The sequence below is a fragment of the Teichococcus vastitatis genome (assembly GCF_003604215.1).
Classification (GTDB): Bacteria; Pseudomonadota; Alphaproteobacteria; order Acetobacterales; family Acetobacteraceae; genus Pseudoroseomonas; species Pseudoroseomonas vastitatis.
On sequence record NZ_QXGS01000011.1, the window covers coordinates 15,262 to 37,744 of the forward strand.

At 70.8% G+C, this 22,483-nt stretch carries 19 protein-coding genes; 6 read left to right on the forward strand and 13 right to left on the reverse strand.

The genetic code is table 11. The annotated features are described in order from the left end of the window. The first annotated feature begins 60 nt into the window (after window positions 1–60). Window positions 61–1,266, forward strand: a complete 1,206-nt coding sequence (locus D2K64_RS14230; protein ID WP_202910672.1) for a Gfo/Idh/MocA family protein — start codon at window positions 61–63, stop codon at window positions 1,264–1,266. A gap of 103 nt (window positions 1,267–1,369) precedes the next feature. Here the strand turns inward: D2K64_RS14230 and D2K64_RS14235 are convergent, their stop codons facing one another. The 3 genes from D2K64_RS14235 to D2K64_RS14245 form a co-directional block, all read right to left on the reverse strand. Then, entirely contained in the window at window positions 1,370–2,092 is a 723-nt protein-coding gene (locus tag D2K64_RS14235; RefSeq protein WP_120009124.1) for an aspartyl/asparaginyl beta-hydroxylase domain-containing protein, read from the reverse strand. A gap of 71 nt (window positions 2,093–2,163) precedes the next feature. After that, complete coding sequence (gene der, locus D2K64_RS14240; protein ID WP_120009044.1) at window positions 2,164–3,498, reverse strand: ribosome biogenesis GTPase Der; 1,335 nt, start codon at window positions 3,496–3,498, stop codon at window positions 2,164–2,166. A gap of 95 nt (window positions 3,499–3,593) precedes the next feature. Beyond that, a complete protein-coding gene (locus tag D2K64_RS14245) occupies window positions 3,594–4,502 on the reverse strand; it encodes a hydroxymethylglutaryl-CoA lyase (protein ID WP_120009045.1) in 909 nt (302 codons plus the stop codon). A 136-nt stretch (window positions 4,503–4,638) separates the two neighbouring features. Between D2K64_RS14245 and D2K64_RS14250 the strand changes: the two genes are divergently transcribed. The 3 genes from D2K64_RS14250 (at window position 4,639) to D2K64_RS14260 (ending at window position 8,000) form a co-directional block, all read left to right on the forward strand. Further along, on the forward strand, window positions 4,639–5,601 hold the full coding sequence (locus tag D2K64_RS14250) for a LysR family transcriptional regulator (protein ID WP_120009046.1): 963 nt from the start codon (window positions 4,639–4,641) through the stop codon (window positions 5,599–5,601). A gap of 195 nt (window positions 5,602–5,796) precedes the next feature. Next, a complete protein-coding gene (locus tag D2K64_RS14255) occupies window positions 5,797–6,771 on the forward strand; it encodes a Bug family tripartite tricarboxylate transporter substrate binding protein (RefSeq protein ID WP_120009047.1) in 975 nt (324 codons plus the stop codon). Window positions 6,772–6,773: 2 nt separating this feature from the next. Continuing rightward, complete coding sequence (locus tag D2K64_RS14260) at window positions 6,774–8,000, forward strand: CaiB/BaiF CoA transferase family protein (protein ID WP_238384197.1); 1,227 nt, start codon at window positions 6,774–6,776, stop codon at window positions 7,998–8,000. Between the two features lie 13 nt (window positions 8,001–8,013). On the opposite strand, the gene D2K64_RS14265 is transcribed toward D2K64_RS14260, so the two are convergent. From D2K64_RS14265 to D2K64_RS14275, 3 genes are all read right to left on the reverse strand, one after another. Beyond that, entirely contained in the window at window positions 8,014–9,351 is a 1,338-nt protein-coding gene (locus D2K64_RS14265; RefSeq protein ID WP_120009049.1) for an outer membrane protein assembly factor BamB family protein, read from the reverse strand. Next, window positions 9,351–10,001 (reverse strand): tetratricopeptide repeat protein, encoded by a 651-nt coding sequence (locus tag D2K64_RS14270; protein ID WP_120009050.1) that lies wholly within the window; start codon window positions 9,999–10,001, stop codon window positions 9,351–9,353. Before D2K64_RS14270 ends, D2K64_RS14265 begins: the two co-directional genes overlap by 1 nt. 164 nt (window positions 10,002–10,165) lie before the next feature. Further along, window positions 10,166–11,482 carry a dihydroorotase gene (locus D2K64_RS14275; protein ID WP_120009051.1) on the reverse strand — a complete coding sequence of 439 codons (1,317 nt, stop codon included), beginning with the start codon at window positions 11,480–11,482 and terminating at the stop codon, window positions 10,166–10,168. A 114-nt stretch (window positions 11,483–11,596) separates the two neighbouring features. On the opposite strand from D2K64_RS14275, the gene D2K64_RS14280 reads away from it, so the two are divergent. Next, complete coding sequence (locus tag D2K64_RS14280; protein ID WP_120009052.1) at window positions 11,597–12,229, forward strand: TenA family protein; 633 nt, start codon at window positions 11,597–11,599, stop codon at window positions 12,227–12,229. A gap of 21 nt (window positions 12,230–12,250) precedes the next feature. Here the strand turns inward: D2K64_RS14280 and D2K64_RS14285 are convergent, their stop codons facing one another. The 7 genes from D2K64_RS14285 to D2K64_RS14315 all read right to left on the reverse strand — a co-directional run bounded on the left by D2K64_RS14285 (window position 12,251) and on the right by D2K64_RS14315 (window position 19,380). After that, window positions 12,251–13,072, reverse strand: coding sequence for an MBL fold metallo-hydrolase (locus D2K64_RS14285; protein WP_120009053.1), 822 nt, complete (start codon window positions 13,070–13,072; stop codon window positions 12,251–12,253). Window positions 13,073–13,195: 123 nt separating this feature from the next. Then, window positions 13,196–14,257 carry an aspartate-semialdehyde dehydrogenase gene (locus D2K64_RS14290; RefSeq protein WP_202910673.1) on the reverse strand — a complete coding sequence of 354 codons (1,062 nt, stop codon included), beginning with the start codon at window positions 14,255–14,257 and terminating at the stop codon, window positions 13,196–13,198. A 230-nt stretch (window positions 14,258–14,487) separates the two neighbouring features. Further along, window positions 14,488–15,216, reverse strand: coding sequence for an SDR family NAD(P)-dependent oxidoreductase (locus tag D2K64_RS14295; RefSeq protein ID WP_120009054.1), 729 nt, complete (start codon window positions 15,214–15,216; stop codon window positions 14,488–14,490). Window positions 15,217–15,220: 4 nt separating this feature from the next. After that, complete coding sequence (gene purF / locus D2K64_RS14300; RefSeq protein ID WP_238384198.1) at window positions 15,221–16,720, reverse strand: amidophosphoribosyltransferase; 1,500 nt, start codon at window positions 16,718–16,720, stop codon at window positions 15,221–15,223. Window positions 16,721–16,841: 121 nt separating this feature from the next. Next, the gene (locus D2K64_RS14305) at window positions 16,842–17,402 is read right to left on the reverse strand and encodes a CvpA family protein (RefSeq protein WP_120009056.1); all 561 of its coding nucleotides are present in this window, start codon (window positions 17,400–17,402) and stop codon (window positions 16,842–16,844) included. A 34-nt stretch (window positions 17,403–17,436) separates the two neighbouring features. Further along, the gene (gene radA / locus D2K64_RS14310; RefSeq protein WP_120009057.1) at window positions 17,437–18,897 is read right to left on the reverse strand and encodes a DNA repair protein RadA; all 1,461 of its coding nucleotides are present in this window, start codon (window positions 18,895–18,897) and stop codon (window positions 17,437–17,439) included. Between the two features lie 9 nt (window positions 18,898–18,906). Next, the gene (locus D2K64_RS14315; protein WP_120009058.1) at window positions 18,907–19,380 is read right to left on the reverse strand and encodes a hypothetical protein; all 474 of its coding nucleotides are present in this window, start codon (window positions 19,378–19,380) and stop codon (window positions 18,907–18,909) included. Between the two features lie 466 nt (window positions 19,381–19,846). Here D2K64_RS14315 and D2K64_RS14320 point away from each other — a divergent pair, with 466 nt between their 5' ends. After that, window positions 19,847–22,462 carry an HWE histidine kinase domain-containing protein gene (locus D2K64_RS14320; RefSeq protein WP_120009059.1) on the forward strand — a complete coding sequence of 872 codons (2,616 nt, stop codon included), beginning with the start codon at window positions 19,847–19,849 and terminating at the stop codon, window positions 22,460–22,462. The last annotated feature ends 21 nt before the right edge of the window (window positions 22,463–22,483 follow it).

Below are 22,483 nucleotides of genomic sequence, written 5' to 3' on the forward strand. Positions count from 1 at the left end.
GTGACGCAACAACGGCAGAGCGGACGGGTTCTGCTGGCAATCTTTGCGGAGCAGATCCCCATGCCGTTCCCCGTCATCGCCTCCCGCCGTGCCATGATCGGCTCCCTGAGTGCCGGCATTGGCTCGCTGGCGGCGACCGGGGCCGCGGCGCAGGCCGGGCGCCTGCCAGCCACGCCCACCGGGCGTCCGGCGCCGCAGCTGGAGCGGCCGCCGCAACAAGCCGAGGACCAGCGCCTGGGCTGGGCGGTGGCGGGCCTCGGGCATTTCGCGCAGGCCTACATGCTGCCGGCGCTGGGGCGTGCGCTGATGTCGCGCCCGGCGGGGTTGATCTCCGGCAGCGCGGAGAAGCTGGGCGAAGTAGGCGCCCGCTACGGCATCGGCGAGGCGCATCACTACGGCTATGACATGGCCGGGCTGCGCGATGATGACGCGGTGCGGGTGGTGTACGTGATCACCCCCAACTCCACCCATGCCGAGTTGACGGTGCGGGCGCTGGAAGCCGGCAAGCACGTGATGTGCGAGAAGCCGATGGCGGCTTCTGCCGCCGATTGCCAGCGCATGATCGACGCGGCCAAGGCGGCCGGCCGCAAGCTGATGATCGCCTACCGCGCCCATTTCGAGCCCTACAACATGGAAGCCAGGCGCATGGCGGCGGCGGGGGAGCTGGGGAAGATCTGGTTCGCCTCCTCCGACCATCACCGGCCGCTCGATCCATCCAAGCCGCGCGACGAATGGCGCATGCGCAAGGACATCGCCGGCGGCGGCTCCCTGGTGGACATCGGCATCTATTCGCTGAACGGCCTGATCTGGCTGCTGGGCGAGAACCCGGTCGCGGTGTCTGCCACCACCCACTCGCCGCCCGGGGATGAGCGATTCACCGAGATCGAGAACACCATGACGGCGCAGCTGGAATTCGCGTCCGGCGCGCGGGCCAGCATCTCCTCCGGCTACACCGCGGACAAGAAGCGCATCGACCTGTGGGGCGATAAGGCGGTGGCGGTGCTGGACCCGGCCACCGCCTACAAGGATAACAAGCTGACCGTGTCCGAGGCCCGCGAGCAGCGGCAGGTGATCGCCGAGGCCACCAGCGCCGAACAATTCACCAGCGTGGTCGACCACCTGTCCGCCGCCATCCGGAACAACACCGGGGTGGCGGCACCGGGCGAGATGGGGCTGCGCGACATGCGCATTATCGAGGCGATCTACCGCAGTGCCGACACCCGCCGGCGGGTGGAGCTCAACCCCGACATGACCATCAAGGCCTGAGCGGGTACAGGCCTGAGCGGGTACAGGCCTGAGCGGGTACAGGCCTGAGCGGACACAGGCCCGAGCGGACACAGGCCCGAGCGGTGAAGGGCCGGCGAGCGGGTCAGTTGATGCGGGGCGTCGGCTCGGCATAAAGCGGGCGGGACACGTCCAGCGGGTTGCGGATCACCAGGCCGGGATCGGGGTAATAATCCACGAACAGGTTCACGCGGTCCCGCTTGCCCTTGTTCTTCACCGAATGCCGGACGCGGTTGTTGAAGTCGTAGGCATGGCCCATCAGCATGGTGAATTTGCGGCCATCGATCTTGTACTCGACCGAGGGCGTGCTGCTCAGCGACACGTGGATGCGGTGCGCCTTGGCCGCCATGGCATGGCCGTCGATATGCGGATCGATCGTGCCGCCGCCCTTCAGCCGCACCAGGGCGAGGCGGCTGACCACGCCGCGCGGCGTCTTCAGCGGCGCGATGGCCTGCTCCACCACCGGGCCCAGCACATCCTTGTACCTGAGCCATTCCGGCAGGGTGTAGACCGGCCAGATGTCGGTGTCTTCCCGCGCGATGGGCAGGAAGTTGCTGGCATCATGGCCCTTCTGCTGCGCCCAGACGGAGATCAGGTCCTCGAAATGCTGCAGCCCGCTGGTGGAGGCGGTGGGATGCCATTCGGTCTTGATCAGGATGTTGTCCGTCGCCGAATGCGCGCTGGCGGCCAGCGCGTCCTGGCGGAAGGTATTGCCGGTCCAGTCGTTCTCCGTCAGCCCGTCCACCAGCTTGATAAGGCCCGACACGTCAACGGCCCCGAGGTCCCGGAGTGGTACGCCAATATCCATCGCCATCAATCCCCCAGGCCGCGGAGGTTGCTCCGCGCCCCGGGGCAAGTCAATCGGCCGCGGGCCGGGGATTATTCTTCGACGAAGGGGTTCTTGCCGCCGCGGCAATGCAGGCGGATCGGCACGCCCGGCATGTCGAAGGCGTCGCGGAAGCTGTTCACCAGGTAGCGCCGGTAGTCTTCCGGCAGATCCTCGGCGCGCGGGCCGAAGATGGCGATGGTGGGCGGCCGCGCCTTCGGCATGGTGGCGTAGCGCAGCTTGATGCGGCGTCCATCGGCCAGCGGCGGGTTGTGCCTGGCAACGGCGCCCTCGAACCAGCGGTTCAGCTCGCCGGTCGGGATGCGGCGGTTCCAGCGCTCCATCACCTGGCGCACGGCCGGCATCAGCTTGTCGACGCCCTTGCCGGTGATCGCCGAGAGCGCCACCACCGTGATGCCCTTGAGCTGCGCCAGCGAGGTCTGCAGCGTGTCCTCCAGCTTGCGGCGAGCCACGGCGCGGTCCTCCACGGCGTCCCACTTGTTATAGGCGATCACCACGGCGCGGCCCTCGCGCTCGGCGAGCCGTGCGATGCGCAGATCCTGCTCATCCATGCCCAGGGTGGCATCGAGCACCAGCACGGCGATCTCGGCTTCCTTCAGCGCGGCAATGGTGGCGCCGACCGACATCTGCTCCAGGCTCTCGCTGATGCGCGCCTTCTTGCGCATGCCGGCCGTGTCGACGAGCCGCACCTTGCCCTCGTCATCCTCCCATTGCACGGCCACGGCGTCGCGCGTCAGTCCCGGCTCGGGGCCGGTGATCATGCGCTCCTCGCCCAGCAGCGCGTTCAGCAGGGTCGACTTGCCGGCATTGGGACGGCCAACGATGGCCAGGCGCAACGGCCGGTCGCGGTCGCGTGCCTCGGCATCCTCTTCCTCCGGCAGCATCTCGGCCGCGGTGCTGTGCAGGTCGGCGATGCCCTCGCCATGCTCGGCCGAGATCGCCACCGGATCGCCGAGGCCCAGCTCATAAGCCTCCATCGCCGCCATGCCGCCGCCGCGGCCCTCGGTCTTGTTGGCCACCAGCAGCACGGGCGCGGGCTGGCGCCGCAGCCAGGCGGCGAAGGCGCGGTCGGAGGGGGTCAGGCCCGCCTTGGCGTCGATCACGAACAACACGAGGTCGGCCTGCCGGATCGCCACCTCCGAGGAGGCGCGCATGCGGCCGGCCACGGTGTCGGGCGGCGCTTCCTCCAGCCCGGCGGTGTCGAGCAGCAGCACGTCCCGGCCGCCGAGCCGCGCCTGCACCTCCTTGCGGTCGCGGGTGACGCCGGGGGTGTTGTCCACGATGGCGAGCTTGCGCCCGGCCAGGCGGTTGAACAGCGTGGACTTGCCGACATTGGGTCGGCCGATGATGGCGATACGGGGGAGCATGATGCGCCGGGCTTTACCCCGGAATGCGTCGCGGGGGAAATGAATCCCCGCGGACCCAGCCCCGCGCCGCCGGGAGGCTCCTCGATGCGGCGGCGTCAGGCCGCCAGATGCGCGGGCCGTGCCGCCAGGGCCTGCCGCACCCGCCCGCCCGGGCTGCCGCCGGGGATCAGCGCCGCCCGCTCCGCCACCGGCCGCAGCGCGTCAAGGTCGATGCCGGTGGACAGGCCCATGCGGTGGAACATCCAGGCCACGTCCTCGGTCGCGACATTGCCGGTGGCACCGGGGGCGAAGGGGCAGCCGCCGAGCCCGGCGATGGCGGCGTCGAACACCCGGATGCCGGCACCATGCGCCGCCATGATGTTGGCGAGGCCGAGGCCGTAGGTGTCGTGGCCGTGGAAGGCCCAGCCCGACACCTGCGGATAGGCGTCCTGGCAGGCCCGGCCGAGGGAGGCCACATGCGCCGGGTCGGCGCGGCCGGTGGTGTCGCACAGGCCATATTCCGCGTCCGGCCGCAACGCCACCAGCTGGCCGACCAGCGCCAGGGTGCTCTCCGGCGCGATCCGCCCGGTGAAGGGGCAGTCGAAGGCGGTGGCGATGTTCATGCGCAGGCGGATGCCGCCCAGCTCCGGCAACAGGGAAGCGAACTCGGCCACGGATTCGGCGGGGCTCAGGCGGATGTTGCCGCGGTTGTGCGCTTCCGACACCGACACCACCCACACCAGATGCCGCGCGCCGGCGGCGATGGCGCGGCGGGCGTGGCGGGCATTCGGCACCAGCATCTGAGGATCGGCGCCCGGCAGCGCCAGGGTGCCGGCCAGGATCGCCTCGGCATCGGCCATCTGCGGCACGGCGGCGGGGCCGACAAAGGCGCCGGCCTCGATCCGCGTCAGCCCGGCGCCGACGCAGCCACGAATGATGTCGAGCTTCTGCTCGGTCGGGATGAAGGGGCCGATGGGCTGGAAGCCGTCGCGCGGCCCGACCTCGACGATGGTGACATCCGGCATGGTGGTGTTTCCTCTTTGGCCGGTAGGGTGGCGCGCGCCGCGCGGCGCGACCAGTGCCGGATGCAGAAGGGCCGCATCGCCGGCGGCGAGGGCTGCGCGTTGACCGCGGGCGGGGGGCCGCCCAGGATCGGCCGCCATGTCCCAGGGCGGAAACGACGCGCGGCTGCGCTTTGACCTTGTCACGCTGGACCTGTTCCGCACCGTGGCGGAGGAGGGCAGCATTGCCGCCGCCTCGTCCCGCCGCAACATCGCGGCCTCCGCCGTCAGCCGGCGCCTGGCGGAGCTCGAGGCGGCGATGGACACGCCACTGCTTCAGCGCCATGCCCGCGGCATCGCGCTGACCCCGGCGGGGGACGCGCTGCTGCGCCATGCCCGCAGCGTGTTCGCCCTGATGGGCCGCATGCGCGACGAGATGGGCGAGCATGCGCAAGGGGTGCGCGGCCATGTGCGGATCGCCGCCAACACCTCCTCCCTGGCCGAGTTCCTGCCGGAGGAACTGGCCCGCTTCATGACGCGGTGGCCCGGGATCCGGGTCGAGATGCAGGAATTGCTGAGCCCGGAGATCGTTCGCGCGGTGCGGGACGGGCTGGCCGATATCGGCATCATGGCGGAAAGCGTGGCGGCGGAGGGGCTGGACAGCCTGCCCTACCGGGAGGACCGACTGCAGCTGGTGGTGCCGCTGGGCCATCCCCTGGCCGGGACAGGGGCCCTCGACTACGCGCAGACGCTGGATTTCCCGCAGGTCGGGCTGGCGCGTGACTCGTCCATCCAGCGCATGCTGGTGCAGGAGGCGGCGCGCGGCGGACGCACCATCGACCTGCGGGTGCATGTGAACAGCTTCGACGTGCTGCGCCGCCTGGTGCAGGTCGGCATCGGCATCGCGGTGCTGCCGGAGGCCTGCATCCGGCCATTTGCCGAAACCATGGGCCTGTGCGGCATTCCGCTGCGCGATCCCTGGGCCGCCCGGCGCCTCAAGCTCTGCGTGCGCGATTGCGCCACCCTGCCGGCCCCGGCGCGGCTGTTTCTCCGCCAGGCGGCGGCAACGGAGGCGGCGGTGGAGGCGGAGCCGGTTGGCCCTGCCGGGATGAACGACCCGTAGGGCGCCAAGGGCAGGCCACTGCTGCGCGCCATCTTGATCGTCTTCAACGGCTTCAGCGGACACGGCGCACGGCGAAACGCCACATGGCCGAGGCATCGCCGCCTGCGATGCCTCGCCTCGCCAGATGCTGCTGGCGGCAGAACAGGTGGCCCGCCATCCTCCGCGGCAAAACACACCGGAGGAGACATCCGAACCATGGACCCGACCCGTCGCATCCTGTTGCGCGCCGCCCCCGCGCTGCTCGCCCTGCCGGCCCTGCACCGCCCGGCGCGGGCGCAGAGCGGCACCATCACCCTGATCGTGCCCACCGCCCCGGCCGGCACCACCGACTTCGCTGGCCGCCTGCTGGCCGAGCCGCTGGCGAGGCGCCTGGGGCAGAACGTGGTGGTGGAGAACCGTGCCGGCGCCAATGGCGCCATCGGCACCGGTGCGGTGGCGCGCGCCCGGCCGGACGGCACCACGCTGCTGGTGCAGTATTCCGGCTACCATGTCGGCACCCCGGCCATCGTACCCAACCTCGGCTACGACGTGGTGCGCGACTTCGCGCCGGTCGGGCTGCTGATGGACGCGCCGCAGGTGCTGTTTCTGCACCCCTCCGTGCCGGCGAAAACCGTGGCCGAGCTGGTCGCCTATGCGAAGGCGCGGCCGGGGGAGCTGAATTACGCCTCCTCCGGCAATGGCTCCATGCAGCACCTGGTGACCGAGTTGTGGAAGCAGCAGGCGGGCCTCGACATGGCGCACGTGCCCTATCGCGGCACGGGCCCGGCGACGCAGGACCTGCTGACCGGCCGCGTACAGATCTTCATCACCACGCCGCCGCCGCTGATGCCCTATGTCAGGGACGGCTCGCTGCGCGCGCTGGCCATCACCTCGGCCGAGCGGCACCCGGCGCTGCCGGACGTGCCCACCATGACGGAATCCGGCCAGCCGGGCTTCGTGCAGCTCGCCTGGTTCGCCGTGTTCGCCCCCGCTGCCACGCCGGAACCGACGTTGAAGCGCCTGTCGGACGCTGTTGCCGCCGTGGTTCAGGAACCTGATTTCCGCCGGCGTGCCGAGGAACAGGGCGCCGTGGTCCGCGCACTGGAGCCCGACGCCCTGCAGCAGCGGGTGCGGGACGAGCTGGCGGAATGGACCACCGTGGCCCGCAACGCCAACATCAAGCCGGAATAGCCATGACCGAAGGACCGCTGTCCGGCCTCCGGATCCTGGAGCTGGGCCATTTCGTCGCCGCGCCCTTCGCCACCCGCCTGCTAGGCGACCTCGGCGCCGAGATCATCAAGATCGAGCCGCCCGCCGGCGACCCGGTGCGGCAATGGGGCGCGCGGCACAATGGCCACGCTCCCTGGTGGTCCGTGCATGCTCGCAACAAGCGCTGCATCGCCCTGGACCTGAAGCGGCCGGAAGCGCGCGACATCGTGCTCGGCCTGGTGCGGCACTGCGACGCACTGGTGGAGAATTTCCGCCCCGGCCAGTTGGAGAAGCTCGGCCTCGGCGCCGCGGCGCTGAAGGTGGCGCGGCCCGACCTCGTGATCGCCCGCGTCTCGGGCTACGGCCAGGATGGGCCGTATCGCGACCGTGCGGCGTTCGGCGTGATCGGCGAGGCGATCGGCGGCCTGCGCCATCTGACGGACCACCCGCCCGGCACCACCGACCTGCCGCCGGTGCGCGTCGGTGTCAGCCTGGGCGATTCGGTGGCGGGCATCTATGCCGCGCTGGGCGTTGTGGCGGCGCTGTGGCGGCGTGACCGGCGCCAGGGGCCGCCCGGCCCGGGGGCGGAGGTCGACGTGGCGCTGACGGAATCGGTGTTCTCGCTGCTGGAAGGCGCGCTGCCGGAATACGGCACGCTGGGCACGGTGCGGCAGCCTGCGGGCGGCGGCATCGCCACGGCGGCGCCCACCAACGCTTATCGGGCGCGGGACGGCATCTGGGTGCTGATCGCGGCCAATTCCGAGCCGTTGTTCCGCCGGCTGGCGACGCTGATGCAACAGCCCGGATTGCTGGAGGATCCGCGCTTCGCCGGCAACCAGGCGCGCGTGGCGCATGTGGCGGAGCTGGATGCGCGGATCGGTGCCTGGGCGGCGGGCTTCGACGGCGCCACGCTGGAGGGCATGCTGGCCGAGGCCGACATCCCTTCCACCCGGGCCTTTACCGTGGCCGATTGCGCCGATGACCCGCAATTCCGCGCCCGCGCCATGGTGCGGGAGGTCGAGGACCCGCTGCACGGCACCGTGCTGCATCCCGGCATGGTCCCGCGCATCGACGGCGCGGTGCCGCCGCCGCGCTCCACCGGCCCCGTTATCGGCGCCGACACCGATGCGGTGCTGGGCGAGCTGCTCGGCCTGCCGCCGGAGCGGCTGGCGGCGCTGGCGGCGGATGGGGTGCTGCGCCGGGGCGGCTAGCCCCGGTTCCGCATCAGCCCCGCCAAGCGGACAGCGTGCCGTTGTCCGACAGCAGCACCAGCGTGTTCTGCGCCACCGCGCCGGGCAGCGTGGTGGCATCCGGCAGGCGCAGCCGTCCTGTGGTGGCGCCGGTCGCCGGGTCGATCAGCAATGCCTCACCCTTGGAGGAAGGCAGGATCAGCCGCCCGCCGGCCAGGATCGGCGTGGCGAAGGTGGCGGGCTCGTCATCCGGCTCCTCGCCCTCGGGCGGCGCGTTGAGGTCGCTGAGCCAGCGCACCCGGCCGTCCTCGCGGCCCATCGCCACCAGCGTGCCGTCATCCCCGACCAGGAACAGCCAGTCCCCCACGGGAACCGGCGACTCCGTGCCACCCAGCTCCCGTTCCCACAGCCGCCGGCCGGACCGGAGATCCACCGCCATGGAGGTGCCGCCCATGCCCATGGCATAGACCCGGCCGTTCTGGATCACCGGCAGGCCGCGGATGCCGAAGATTTCCGCCAAGCCGCCGAAGCCGGCGCCGGCGAGGCTTTCCGTCCACAGCACGCGCCCATCCTCGGGGCGCAGCGCAATCAGCTCGCCCGAAGGGAAGCCGGCCACCAGGAACTCCTCCTGCAGCGCCGGCGCGGGAAGGCCGAGCGGCACCGCGGCGGTGACTTGCGAGCGATAGGTCCACAGGTTCTTGCCGTCGGCGGTGGCGAGGGCGGTCAGCCGGCCATCGATGGTCGGCACGAAGACCTGCCCACCGGCCGCGGCCGGCGCGCCGCGCGCCGGCGCCGGCAGCTTCACGCGCCAGCGCGGCTCGCCGTTGGCGGCGTTCAGCGCGATCAGCTCGGCCATGCCGGTGGCAACGAACAGCGTGCCATCGGCATAGGCGCAGCCGGCGCCCACCGCGCCGGTGCTGTCATCCTCGGGCCGGCTGTCGAAGCGCCAGCGGCGGCTGCCGGAGGCCAGATCATGCGCGGTGATCGAGCCATAGGCATCGGAGGCGAACACCAGCCCCTCCGCCACCACCGGGCCGGCGGTGATGCGGCGGCGATAGCCGCTTCCGGTGCCCGCATTGGCGGTCCAGGCACGGCGAAGCTCGCCGGGAAGGGCCGGGTGGCCGGGGGCATGCGCCACGTCACCGCCGGGCTGCGGCCAGGCCTCGCGCGGCTCCGGCGCCGGCAGGCTGAGCGGCTGGCCAGCCGCGGCCGGGTCCACCTCCAGCTGCCGGCGCGCGGCGACGATCGACTCGCGCCGGCCCTGCAGCTTGGTCTTCTGCGTGCCGAAAAGATTGTCGATGGTGCTGCAGCCGACCAGCAGCCCGGCACCGCCAAGCAGGGCGGCGCGTCGCGTCCAGATCGTTCCGTTCATCAGACCCCCAATCCTGCCGCCAGCCGGCTGGCGCGGTCGCGCAGCCCACGCGGCGCGGTGACGTCGGCCGCCAGCGCTTCCAGCACGCGTTTAGCCTCGGCCTGGTCGCCGCGGCGAATCGCCACCAGCCCCTGGAGCTCGCGCGCCGAGGCGCTCCAGGCCGCCCCGGGTGCGGTCAGCGGCGCGATGCGCGATGCCAGCACCGCCGGGTCCACCGTGTCGAGCCCATGCAGCACATACATCACGCTGCCCAGGTCCCGGTAAAGCTGCGGCGCGGCGCCATCGGCCGAGATCTGGTCCCACAAGGCCAGCGCGGCGGCGCGATCGCCGGTTTCGGCCTTCAGCGCGGCGGCGCGCAGACGGGCCAGGGTCCGGTAGCCGTCGGGACTGTCCGCCGCCAGCGTCGCGAAGCGCTCGCCCAGCGCCTTCAAATCGGCGCCCGGCGCCTCGGCGGCGCGGTGGATCTCCAGAAAGGTTTCGGCGGTGCGGGTGGCTTCCCGCTCCTGGTACCAGCGCCAGCCCTGCCAGCCGCCGATCGCGGCCAACACCAGCAGTGCCAGCCCCGCCAGCATGCCGCCATACCGCAGTCCGAGCTTGCGCGCCCGCTCGGCCCGTAGCTCTTCCTGCACCTCGTCGAAAATATCCGGCAAAGCTCCGGCCCCACTGCAAAACGGCGCGGACCATAGCCGCCAGCGCCGTCCGCGTTAAGGGCAGCGCGCGCAATGCCTCGGCCGGCCCCGGCTGTGGCGTTGCCCGCGAAGCGTTTCAGGGCGCCACGCGATGATGCCGCCCCGGAGCAACCGGGCCACGATGTTCAGCGGAAGCGGACGGTGCGGCCGGCGGGCTCGCCCTGCACCGCATCCTCGCGCATGGCAACGTGGCCGCGGATCACCGTCATCACCGGCCAGCCGGTGACCGTTTGGCCGTCGAACGGCGTCCAGCCGCAGGGCGAGGCGATCCAGCTGTTCTCGATGGTGCGGCGGTGCTTCATGTCCACCACGGTGAAGTCGGCATCGTAGCCGGCCACTAGCCGCCCCTTGTTCAGCGCGCCATAAACGCGTGCGGGGCCATCGGCCATCAGGTCGACGAGGCGGGTCAGGCTGAGGCGGCCGGCATTCACATGGTCCAACATGATCGGCACCAGGGTCTGCACCCCGGTTAGCCCGGCGGCGGTCTGCGGCCAGGGCTTTTCCTTGTTGGCGCGGGAATGCGGCGCGTGGTCGGAGCCGATGCAGTCCACCCGGCCATCGGCCACGGCGGCCCAGGCCGCCGCCATGTGCCGCGCCTCGCGGATCGGCGGGTTCATCACCGCATAGCCGCCGAGCCGGTCATAGGCCTCGTCGGTCTGCGACAGGTGGTTCACCAGCAGCTCCACGGTTGCGATGTCGCGGAAGTCGCGCAGGTAGTCCAGCTCCTCGGCGGTGGACACGTGCAGGATGTGCGCCGGGCGGCCGGTCTCGTGCGCCAGCGCCATCAGCCGGCGGGTGCCGAGCAGCGCGCATTCCACGTCGCGCCACTCGGCATGCAGCTTGTGCGGGCCGCCGGCGGCGTAGAGCGGCTTGCGCTCCTGCAACCGGTACTCGTCCTCCGAATGGTAGGCAACGCGGCGGCGGCCGGAGCGCATCACCCGCTCCAGTGTGGCGTCGTCTTCCACCAGCAGATCGCCGGTGCTGCTGCCGGCGAACACCTTGATCGCGCAGACATCCGGCTCCAGCTCCAATTCGGCCAGCGCTGCGATGTTGCCCTTGCCGGCGCCGACATAGAAGCCGATATCGCACCATGCCTTGCCCTGGATGTAGGCGCGTTTGGTCTCCAGCGCCTCCTGGCTGGTGATGGCGGGGGTGGTGTTCGGCATGTCGAACACGGCGGTGATGCCGCCCAGGATGGCGGCCCTGGTGCCGGTCGGGATGGTTTCCACCGCCGGATCGCCGGGATCGCGCAGGTGGACATGCGGGTCGATCAGGCCGGGCAGCACGTGCAGGCCGCGGCATTCCAGCACCTCCGGCGCCGTGGCCGCGCCGAGGTCGCCGATCAGGGCGATGCGGCCGCCGCGGACGCCCACATCAGCCCGGGCCTCGCCCCAGGGAAGCACGCAGGTTCCGCCGCGCAGGATGAGGTCGAAGCTGGTCATGGGGCGGGTCCTCTGCCGGGAAAGCTCACTTCCGTGTTTAGGCAGTTTCGCCGCCGGGGGCGACCCCTCGGCCGGAAACTGCTACCCAGCAGGGCCGCGAGGAGGAACCGGACCATGAGCCTGACAGCCACGTTGCGCGCCGCCCATGCCGCCGAGTGGGAGGCCGCCGCCGCCCACCGCTTCGTGCGCGAATTATGCGCCGGCACGGTGGATGCCGCGGTGATGCGGCGCTACCTGGTGCAGGACTACCAGTTCCTCGACCGCTTCGTGGCGCTGCTTGGCGCCGCCATTGCTGCCGCTGACGGCTTTGCCGCGCGGCTGCGGCTGTCGCGCTTCCTGGCGATGATCACCAGCGACGAGAACACTTACTTCCAGCGCAGCTTCGACACGCTGGGCGTGCCCGCCGCCGAGCGGCGCAACCCGGCCCTGAGCGGAACCACCATCGGCCTCCAGGCGCTGATGAAGGAGGCGGCGGAAAGCCGCTCCTATCCGCGCTGCCTGGCGGTGCTGGTGGTGTTCGAGGGGCTGTACCTGGATTGGGCGCAGCGCCACGCCGGCCCGCTGCCGCCGGAGTTCATCCACGCCGAATGGATCAGCCTGCACAACAACCCGTTCTTCCAGGACTTCGTCGGCTGGCTCCGGGCCGAGCTGGATCGCACCGGCCCGGCGGAGGAAGCGGCCTGCGCCGCGCTGTTCGCCCGCGCCGTGGCGCTGGAGCGGCGGTTCTTCGACGATCTGTATGCCTGAAGCGGGGCGGGGGCGCCCGTGTCAGGGTGCCCCCCGGGCCGCTCCGCCCAGAAGCTCGACATAGCGGGCGGCCGAGGCCGCCACGATCGCCGGCCCGTTGCGCGGCACATCCTGGCCGGTAAAGGCGCCGTAGATCCGGCCGTAGCGCCAGGGGGCGAGGCGTGCGGCGATGCTTCGCACCTCGGCGGCGGGCAGCGGCATCATGTTCGGATAGCTCCAGAGAAAGGAAACGCGCCGGGCGCCCGGCGTCACCTGCACGATGTCGCCGGGCAGCAGGGCGCCGGCCCCATCCTCCGTGCCGGTCCAGTGCAGCACCGTGCCGCCGGGAAAATGCCCGCCGGCGCGGATCAGCGTCACGCCGGGAGCGGCCTCCAGCGTGTCACCCTCCCACAGCCGGAGGGCGGGAGAGGGGCGCATGATCCAGTCGCGATCGGCGGCATGCAGGTGGACCGGGGCGCCGAAGGCGGCGGCCCAGTCCTGCATCGTGGTGTAGTAGTGCGGGTGGGAAATGGCGATGGCGCTGAGCCCGCCGAGGCCGTGGACCAGTGCCTCCGTCGCCGCGTCCAGCAGCGCCACGCAATCCCACAGGATGTTGCCCTGCGGCGTCTGCAGCAGAAAGGCGCGCTGGTTGATGGCGAAGGCGGGCAGGGTCTGCAGGCTGAACAGGCCCGGCTCATGCCGCTGCCAGGCATTGCGGTGGCGTTTCGCCAGGTCGTCCCGCGCGATCCAGCCCTGGCCGCTGGCGGGAACGTATTGCCGCTCATCCTGGCAGATGGGGCAGGCATCCGGCGGCGCGGCTGCCTCCGGGTAGGAGGTGCCGCAGGCGGTGCACAGAAAGATCATGCCGGGCTCATCCCCGCTGGTGGCGCCGCGATCTTCCCCGGAGATGGTCGCGCAGACAACCACCGACCCGGGCCGGTGCGGAGCGGCGGGAGGCCGGCGCCTGACCCCCGCCCCCGCCTCGGTTCACCGCCGCAGCAGCGCCTCGGCGATCTGCACCGCGTTCAACGCCGCGCCCTTCAGCAGCTGGTCGCCCACCACGAACAATGCGACGGAATGGCCGGACGGATCGCCCAGATCGGCACGGATGCGGCCCACCAGCACGTCGTCCTGGCCGGAGGCGTCGGAAGGCATCGGGAAGTAGTTGCGCTCGCGGTCATCCACCAGCTTCACGCCCGGCGCGCCCTCGAAGGCGGCGCGGACCTGGTCCGGTGTCACCTTTTCCTCGAACTCCACGGTCAGCGCCATGGCGTGGGCGCGCAGCACCGGGACGCGGATGCAGGTGATGCCGATCGGCAGTTCCGGCAGACCCATGATGCGGCGCGTCTCCGCCACCACCTTCAGCTCCTCGCCATTGTAGCCGGTATGGGGGTCCATCTCGGCATTGTGGCTGAACAGGTTGAAGGCGTAGGGGTGCGGCAGGACCTTGGGCTCGAACGCCTCGCCGCGCAGCGCGGCGGCGGTGGAGAGGCGCAGCTCCTCCATCGCGGCGGCGCCGGCGCCGGAGGCGGCCTGATAGGTCGCGGCGTGCAGGCGGCGGATGCGGTGGCGGTTCTGCAGCGGGGCGAGCGCCACGGTGGCGATGGCGGCGACGCAGTTCGGGTTGGCGACGATGCCGCGATGGCCGGCCAGAGCCGCGCCATTCACCTCGGGCACCACCAGCGGCACCTCGGCATCCATGCGGAAGGCGGAGGAATTATCCACCACCACCGCGCCAGCCTTCACCGCCGCCGCCGCGAAACGCTTGGAGATGCCGCTGCCGGCCGAGAACAGGGCGATGTCGACATCCTGGAAGCTGTTGTCGTCCAGCGCCTCGACCGTGAGCTCCTGGTCCTTGAAGCGCATCGTCCGGCCGGCCGAGCGGGGCGAGGCCAGCAGCTTCAGGCGGGACAAGGGAAAGCCGCGGCTTTCCAGGCAGTGCAGCAGCTCAACACCGACGGCGCCGGTGGCGCCAACGATGGCCACGACCGGGTTTTCGGCCACGCGCTGGTGCGGCTGCGCGACAACGGTGTCTTTGAGGGTCGACATGGTGTCTCTCTTGCGTTGGGGCCGGGAGAGACGGGGCCGGTTCAGGGCCCCATCCGCTTCCGGCGGGGCCTTCTGGTGCTTTATGCCGTGGCGTTCACCGCGCATGCACCAGAAGACGCCCCGCCGGAGCGGTCGTCTTGGTCGTGCGCTTGATGATAATGGCCGTGGACATGCCGGATAATTGCGCCCGCGGCCACGCCCCCGTCAAGCGGCCCCGTGGGCATGGCGCTTCAGGACCGGAACAGTACCGTTTCGCCATGGCGCGTTTCATCGGGCAGGCAGAGTGCGGCCAGGGCGGGCGCCACATCTGCCGGCTGCGCGATGGAGGCCGGGTCCTCGCCCGGCATGGCCTGGGCGCGCAGCTTGGTGGCCACCACGTCCGGGTCGAACAGGTTCACGCGCAACGGCGTGTGTTCCACCTCCAGCGCCCAGGTCTTCACCAGATGCTCCATGCCGGCCTTGGTGGCGCCGTAAGGGCCCCAGTATGGCTTGGGCCGCTGCACCCGGCCGGTGGTGACGAATACCGCGCGGCCGGCCGGGGCGGCGCGCAGCGGCGGGTCGCAGGTGCGGATCAGCCGCCAGGTGGCGTTCATGTTGACGCCCACCAGCTGCGTCCAGTCGCGCGGCTGGATGTGCGCAATCGGCGTCAACGAGCCCAGCGCGCCGGCCACATGGGCCAGGATGTCGAGCCGGCCGAAGCGTTCCACCAGGGAGGGGCCGAAGCTGTCGATCTTGTCGGCTTCCTTGCCGGCGAGGTCGAAGGGCAGCAGCGTGGCGCTGCCGCCGGCCCCGCGCACGGCGTCGTCGGTCTCCTCCAGGCCCCCCTGGGTGCGCGCGACCAGCACGCAATGGGCACCGCGCCGCGCCAGTTCCACCGCCAGCGCGGCGCCGATGCCGCGGCTGGCGCCGGTGATCAAGGCAACCTGCCCCGCCAGGGGGCGCGCCGGTTCAGCCGCCACGGGCTTACTGCCCGTTGGCGGCGAGCAGCGCCGGCTCGCGTTCCGGGTGGGCGACGAGGTCGGTCAGCGGAATGGCGTAGTCGCCGGTGAAGCAGGCATCGCAATAGCCCGGATTCTTGCCGTCACGGCCCGGGCGCCCCAGCGCGCGGTACATGCCATCCAATGAAATGAAGGCCAGGCTGTCGGCGCCGATGATGCGGGCCATCTCCTCGACGTCGTGGTTGGCGGCCAGCAGCTTGGCGCGCTCCGGCGTGTCGATGCCGTAGAAGCAGGGATGGGTGGTCGGCGGCGAGGAGATGCGCATGTGCACCTCCTGGGCGCCGGCCTGCCGCACCATCTCTACGATCTTCCGCGAGGTGGTGCCGCGCACGATGGAATCATCCACCAGAATAACGCGCTTGCCCTGGATCATCGCCCGGTTGGCCGAGTGCTTGAGCTTCACACCGAGGTGGCGGATCTGATCGGTAGGCTCGATGAAGGTGCGGCCGACATAATGGTTGCGGATGATGCCGAGTTCGAAGGGAATGCCGGATTCGGTGGCATAGCCCATCGCCGCCGGCACGCCGGAATCCGGCACCGGCACGATCACGTCGGCCTCGACAGGGCTTTCCTGCGCCAGCTCGGCGCCGATGCGCTTGCGCGTCTGATAGACGGGCGTGCCCTCCACCACGGAATCCGGGCGCGCGAAGTAGACATACTCGAAGATGCAGAAACGGCTCTGGCCGCGGCCGAAGGGACGGATGGAGCGCAGCCCGTCCTCATTGATCACCACGATCTCGCCCGGCTCGATGTCGCGCACGAAATCGGCGCCGACGATGTCGAGCGCGCAGGTTTCGCTGGCCAGCACGAAGCTGCCGCCCTGCTCGGGACCGATGCGGCCGAGCACCAGGGGGCGAACGCCGAGCGGATCGCGCGCGCCGATCAGCGCACCATTGTGCAGCGCCACCAGGGAATAGGCGCCCTGCACCTGCTTCAGCGCGTCGATCAGCCGGTCCACCACGTTGGAATACAGGCTGATGGCGATCAGGTGGACGAACACCTCGGAATCCGTGGTGCTCTGGAACAGGCAGCCGCGCCGCACCAGGGCGCGTTTCAGCGCCAGGGCATTGGTCAGGTTGCCGTTATGCGCCACGGCCAGGCCGCCGAACTCGAAATCGGCGTAAAGCGGTTGCACGTTGCGCAGCGCCGTCTCGCCGGTGGTGGCGTAGCGGTTGTGGCCCACCGCGCAGCGGCCCTTCAGCTGCGCCATCACCTTGGCATCGCCGAAGATGTCGCCGACCAGCCCGAGGCCGCGATGCTGATGGAAGCTGCCGCGGTCGCTGTCATGCTCGGACAGGGTGACGATGCCCGACGCTTCCTGGCCACGATGCTGCAGGGCATGGAGCCCAAGCGCCGTCAGCGCCGCCGCGTCGGTCGCGTTCCAGACGCCGAAGACGCCGCATTCCTCATGGAAGCCGTCATCGTCGTCATGCGGGTTGGTGGAGAACAGGGGCTGCATCGGCATCCTCATTTCCGGCCGCAGACCGGCATGAACACGGTGTCGGCCAGGGCCGGTGAGATAACACGGACCGGTCCCGGTGTGGGGCCGGAAAGGCAAGAACCCGGCAACAGGCCGGGTTCGGTTCTCAGCTGCGTTCCCGCGCGGGAGGGCGCAGCAACTCATCCATGGCCGGCAGGCTGCCCTGCGGCAGGTCCGGTAACCGGGGGCGATACTCCGGTGGCAGGCGCGAAACAAGCATCCCGGCAGTTCCCGCGACCACCGGGAGGGAACGGGCATTGCGCACCGGCTCCGGCCAGCGCTCCACGGCGGGCAGCACCAGTCCAGCCAGGATATAGGCGAGCACCGCCAGAAAAGCACCCCGCGCGAGGCCGAACACCATGCCCAGGGCGCGATCCAGACCCCCCAGCACCGAACTCCGCACCAGGGCCGCGAACCACGCGATCAGCAGCTTCAGCACGATCAGGGCCAGGAGGAAGCCGCCGGCCGCGGCGATCAGCTCGGCCAGCCAGGCGGGCTGGATGACCCCGGCGGCGAGCGGACCCAGCACTGGCAGCAGATACAGGGCGAACACCAGCGCGCCGATCCAGGCGCCCATTCCCAGCACCTCGCGCACCAGGCCGCGCGAAAAGGCGATCAGGGCCGAAAGGGCCATCACCGCGAGGACAATGCCATCGACCCAGGTCATCGGCGCCAGCCTATAGCCAAGCAGGGCAGGGGAGTCACGCTTCCTCGGGTGCCTCCTCCGGCGCTTCCTCCCGCGGGGCCGCATCCCTGGCGGGCTTGCGCGCCGCCGCGGCGGCGGCCAGCGGCGCCACGAGGTCGGCGAGGTGGCCGATCTCCGCCAGGCGCAGCCCCTCCGGCCCCTTACCCGGCGCCCTGCCGCCGCGCGCCACGCGGCGCGGCAGGGTGGCGGCGGCGAAGCCGAGCTTGGCGGCCTCCCGCAGCCGCAGATCGGTCTGCGCCACCTGCCGCACCTCACCCGACAGGCCGACCTCGCCGAAGAAGACGCGGTCCGGATCGGTGGGGCGGTCGGTGGCGGCGGACACCAGCGCGGCGGCCACGGCGAGGTCGGCCGCCGGCTCGCTGACGCGCAGGCCGCCGGCGATGTTCAGGTACACGTCGTTCTGGCCGAGGCTGACCCGGCAGCGCGCCTCCAGCACCGCCATCAGCATCGCGAGCCGCCCCGAATCCCAGCCCACCACCTGCCGCCGGGGCGAGCCGCCCGAGGCGGAGGGGGAGAGCAGCGCCTGGATCTCCACCAGCACCGGCCGGGTTCCCTCCAGGCCCGCGAACACGGCGCTGCCGGAGATGTTGCCGCGTCGCTCGGCCAGAAACAGGGCGGAAGGATTGGCGACCTCCATCAGGCCCTTGTCCGTCATCTCGAACACGCCGATCTCGTCGGTCGCGCCGAAGCGGTTCTTCACGGCGCGTAGGATGCGGAACTGGTGGCCGCGGTCGCCTTCGAAATACAGCGTGGCGTCCACCATGTGCTCCAGCACGCGGGGCCCGGCCAGCGTGCCTTCCTTGGTGACGTGGCCCACCAGCACCACGGCGAAGTTGCGGGTCTTGGCCAGCCGGGTCAGCTCGGCGGCGCAGGCACGCACCTGGCTCACCGTGCCCGGTGCCGAGTCCAGGCTGTCCAGCCACACCGTCTGGATCGAATCGACGATCACCAGGGTGCAGTCCTTTTCCTCCTCCAGCGACGCCGCGATGTCGCGCAGGCTGGTGGAGGCAGCCAGGCCCATTGGACTGTCGGTCAGGCCGAGGCGCAGGGCGCGCAGCCGCACCTGGTCGATCGCCTCCTCGCCCGAGATGTAGAGGACGCGCTTGCCGGCGCTGGCGATGCGCGCCGCCGCCTGCAGCAGGATGGTGGATTTGCCAATGCCGGGATCGCCGCCCACCAGCACCACCGAGCCCGGCACGAAGCCCCCGCCCAGCACGCGGTCCAGCTCCTCCAGCCCCGTGCGGGTGCGCGGCGGTGGGGCGGCGCGGCCTTTCAGCCCGACGAAGTCGATCGGCCGGCCACCCTGCGACTTGCCAGCGGGGCCAGGTGCCCGGATCGCCTCGGGCTTTTCCTCGACAATGGTGTTCCATTCGCCGCAGCTGTCGCAGCGGCCCTGCCAGCGCGGGTGAACGGCACCGCAATTCTGGCAGATGAAGCGGGCGGTGGATTTGGCCATGCGCATATTTTAGAACAAACCGCGCACGAGCGGTAGCGGCCGGCTGACCAGGGCGCGCCACCCGCTGGCTGCACGGAGATGGCGTCCGCCGCTCGCCCAGGACCTTCTGCAGGTTGAGATCCGGATCCCGCGGGTGATGGCCCTCAGCGGCACGTCGTTCACCGTGTTCTCGAAACGGTTCTGCTGCCGGTTTTGATCGGCCCGAGCGGCAGCAAGATCCGGAAGGCGGGGCACGAAAAAGCGGGAAAACCAAGGTGCATCGCCATGCAGAAAGAGCGCGACGCGTTCACCACGCGGCCCCAGAAGCTTCGCGCTTGCCTGCGGCTGGCGCGGGCAATGCTGTTGCGGAAGCCCAGAACCCGCAGGTTGGGGACGGTCCATCGTGCCAGAGCAGACGGTCACCTCCCACAGAACGAGCAAGGTGAGCGGCCGGCCCGGACAGCGGTCGGCGCGGCGGATCTGGCTTTGCTTCGGGACGATCATGGAAGCATCTCGCGCTCCTCGCCTAGTGGAGGAACCAGGCAACATCGGCGGTCCTGCCCCGCAAGCTGTCCCGGCAGCAAATTGTTATGCTGCAATGCAGCACGCGTATCACGATAGATCCAGATCTTGGCGGACGCTTCGGCACACGGCATTCTGGGGGCCGTTCGAACCACGCGGACCGTAGTTTTCATGAAGATTTGGCTGGATACCAAGGGCCTGAAGCGGCTTGTTGGATTTAAGGCAGAAGCTCTGACTTTGTTGTGATTAACAGGTCCCCTTTGATTCTTGAGCGCAATGGGCAGATTTTTCCCGTATCAATGGTTGCAATGACGCGCTTCATGCTCCCTTCCGTCCTTCTGCCGATCCGGGCCGCCAGCCTGATCCATGATCCGCTGACCCCCTGGGCAGGTGGCCGGACCGGTCGGAGTCATTCTGCGACGCTGCCGCGATAGGCTGGGGCAAGGCCGTGATCAGCACCATCCATGACAGCCCGGCGGAGGCACCAAAGCGTCCCGTGCGCGGCCTTCGCCTTTATCTGCTGGCCTTGGTGATGGCGGTGCTGGTTCCGGCGCTGGCAGGCGGTGTTGCCACGGCCTGGCAGCTGGCGGAAGCGCAGCGGGAACAGGTGGAAGCCTCGCTGCACAGTTCGGCCCGCGCCATGGCGGTGGCGCTGGACCGGGAATTGGAAGTGCTGACCACCAGCGCGACAAGCCTGGCCAGCTGGCCGGTGCTTCGCAGCGCGCAGCCGGATGCGCCGGGACTGGCCGAATTCCACAGCCATGCCGCCGACGTGGCGAACAGCTATGGTGGCTGGGTCGCCATCGCGCGCGGTGACGGCACCCAGCTGCTGGATACGCGAGAGCCCCTGGGCACGGCGCTGCCGGCATGGCGGGGGCGGCTGTGGATCGAGCAGGTGCTGGCCAGCGGCCGCCCGGCCGTCAGCGACATGTTCCTGGCGGAAGCAGGGAAACGGCCGGTGCTGGCCGTGTTCGCGCCCGTGCGGCAGACGGGATCCCCGGCCGCGCTGCGCGGGTCCGCGGAACCGCTGGTCCTGATCCTGGCCTTCGACCCGGCGCATCTGGCCGAAGTGATGACCGAGGTGCAGCCGGGCGAGATCTTCTCCGCCGTGCATACCCTCGAGGGCCGCCTGATCGTGCGGTCGGTCGGCCGGACCTCGGCCGGACAGCCCGTGCCGTCCTGGATCGCCGGCGCCGTTGCCCGGGATGAAGGGGGGCTGGCCCATGGCACCGCTCTGGACGGGCGCTCGGTCACCTCCGCCTTTCAACGGTTGGATCGGCTTCCCTGGTCCGCCATCATCTCGATTCCTTATGACCGGTACAGCGCCGCCTGGCGCACGCCGCTGGAGCGGCTGGCCCTGGGCGGGCTGGCGCTGCTGCTGGCCGGGCTGATCCTCGCCCTGATCGTGGCACGGCGGCTGCTGCAACCGATCGGCAACCTCGCCGCCGAAGCGGAAGCGCTGGCGGCGGGCGATGCCACCCCGCAGCTCAAGGCGCCGATCGGCGTGGCGGAGTTCGAGGCGCTCCGCCTCGGCCTGCACCGTTCCACCGAACTGATCCGCAGCCGGGCGGTGGCGGAGGGCAAGGTGCAAGCGGCGGAGGCAGTGGCCCAGGCCCTGCGCACGGAGCGTGACCGGGCGCGGCTGTATTTTGACGTGGCGAGGGTGATGCTGCTGGTGCTGGGGCCGGATGGCCGGGTGCAGGGCATCAACCGGCGCGGCCTCGAGGTGCTCGGCCTCAGTCACGAGAACGAGGTGATCGGCCGCGACTGGGTGTCGGAATTCCTGCCGCTGGCGGCGCGGCCGGCCATGCGCCTGATGCTGGAGCGCATCGCATCCGGCGAGATGGATCCGGTCACGGTGGTGCATGAGGCGCCGGTGCTGCGCAGCGACGGCGAGCACCGGCTGATCGCCTGGCACAACGCGGCGCTGCGGGATGCAGAGGGGCGGCTGGCGGTGATCGTCGCCTCCGGCGAGGATGTGACCGATCCCCGTGCCGCCGAGGAGCGCCAGGTGCTGCTGATGCGCGAGGTGGACCACCGCGCCAAGAACGCGCTGGCGGTTGTGCAATCCATCCTGCGCATGACGGAAACGCCGGATCCAGCGGATTTCGCAGCCACGGTCGAGGGCCGCGTCAGCGCCCTGGCGCGGGCGCATACCCTGCTCGCCTCGGAGAACTGGACGGGCAGCGACCTGCGGCTGCTGGTCGAGGCCGAGCTGGCCGGCTACGTCGCCAAAGGGCAGGTCAGCATCGGCGGACCCGGCGTGTGGCTCTCGCCCGAGGCGGTGCAGGCCGTGTCCATGGTGGCGCATGAACTGGCTACCAATGCCATCCGCCACGGCGCGCTGGCGCAGCCGGGCGGGCAGGTGTCGGTGCAGTGGGAAGCCACGCCGCAGGGCGATCTGCGGGTGGTCTGGGCCGAGCAATCCGGCCCTGGCCTGCGCATCCCCCGGCCGGGGCGACGCGGCTTCGGCCTGCGCATGGTGGACGCCACCGTGCGGAGCCAGTTCCGCGGCCGGATCGCCTATGATTGGCGCCCCGAGGGCCTGCAATGCACCATGACCATTGCCGCGGAACGCGTGTCGCTGCGCGGGCCGATCAACCCTTTGCCGGCCTCGCCGGTGATCAAGGGCCCGCGCCCGCCGCCGAGCCGGACACGGCGCATCCTGCTGGCGGAGGATGAGCCGCTGGTGGCCATGGAGCTGGACGCCCAGCTGCGCGAGATGGGGTTCACCGTGGTGGGGCCGGCGGCGACCCTGCAGCAGGCCATGGACCTGGCCGGGCAGGATCATGACCTGCTGGGTGCGGTGCTGGACGTCAACCTGGGCGGTCAGGCGGTGTTTCCGGTGGCCGACCTGCTGGTTCGCCGCGGCGTTCCGGTGGTGTTTGCCACCGGCTATGGCAGCCTGCCGGGTGGCTGGGCGACCAGCGGCGGGCAGGGCCGCACCGCGTTGCTGCGCAAGCCGCTCTCCCGCGGAGCGCTGGCCGGCGCACTGCGTGAACTGACGGGGATGCCGGACGCCAGTGCCGAAGGCGCTGCCCTGCGCCTGCAGGAACGGGCCTGAACGAAGCCTGAAAGGGACCCG

What these genes read in the sequence shown, in the direction of transcription:
- D2K64_RS14230 (WP_202910672.1), top strand. Translation starts at nt 61, where the DNA reads ATGCCGTTCCCCGTCATCGCCTCCCGCCGTGCCATGATCGGCTCCCTG.
- D2K64_RS14235 (WP_120009124.1), bottom strand. Translation starts at nt 2,092, where the DNA reads ATGGATATTGGCGTACCACTCCGGGACCTCGGGGCCGTTGACGTGTCG.
- der (WP_120009044.1), bottom strand. Translation starts at nt 3,498, where the DNA reads ATGCTCCCCCGTATCGCCATCATCGGCCGACCCAATGTCGGCAAGTCC.
- D2K64_RS14245 (WP_120009045.1), bottom strand. Translation starts at nt 4,502, where the DNA reads ATGCCGGATGTCACCATCGTCGAGGTCGGGCCGCGCGACGGCTTCCAG.
- D2K64_RS14250 (WP_120009046.1), top strand. Translation starts at nt 4,639, where the DNA reads ATGTCCCAGGGCGGAAACGACGCGCGGCTGCGCTTTGACCTTGTCACG.
- D2K64_RS14255 (WP_120009047.1), top strand. Translation starts at nt 5,797, where the DNA reads ATGGACCCGACCCGTCGCATCCTGTTGCGCGCCGCCCCCGCGCTGCTC.
- D2K64_RS14260 (WP_238384197.1), top strand. Translation starts at nt 6,774, where the DNA reads ATGACCGAAGGACCGCTGTCCGGCCTCCGGATCCTGGAGCTGGGCCAT.
- D2K64_RS14265 (WP_120009049.1), bottom strand. Translation starts at nt 9,351, where the DNA reads ATGAACGGAACGATCTGGACGCGACGCGCCGCCCTGCTTGGCGGTGCC.
- D2K64_RS14275 (WP_120009051.1), bottom strand. Translation starts at nt 11,482, where the DNA reads ATGACCAGCTTCGACCTCATCCTGCGCGGCGGAACCTGCGTGCTTCCC.
- D2K64_RS14280 (WP_120009052.1), top strand. Translation starts at nt 11,597, where the DNA reads ATGAGCCTGACAGCCACGTTGCGCGCCGCCCATGCCGCCGAGTGGGAG.
- D2K64_RS14285 (WP_120009053.1), bottom strand. Translation starts at nt 13,072, where the DNA reads ATGATCTTTCTGTGCACCGCCTGCGGCACCTCCTACCCGGAGGCAGCC.
- D2K64_RS14290 (WP_202910673.1), bottom strand. Translation starts at nt 14,257, where the DNA reads ATGTCGACCCTCAAAGACACCGTTGTCGCGCAGCCGCACCAGCGCGTG.
- purF (WP_238384198.1), bottom strand. Translation starts at nt 16,720, where the DNA reads ATGCCGATGCAGCCCCTGTTCTCCACCAACCCGCATGACGACGATGAC.
- D2K64_RS14305 (WP_120009056.1), bottom strand. Translation starts at nt 17,402, where the DNA reads ATGACCTGGGTCGATGGCATTGTCCTCGCGGTGATGGCCCTTTCGGCC.
- radA (WP_120009057.1), bottom strand. Translation starts at nt 18,897, where the DNA reads ATGGCCAAATCCACCGCCCGCTTCATCTGCCAGAATTGCGGTGCCGTT.
- D2K64_RS14315 (WP_120009058.1), bottom strand. Translation starts at nt 19,380, where the DNA reads ATGATCGTCCCGAAGCAAAGCCAGATCCGCCGCGCCGACCGCTGTCCG.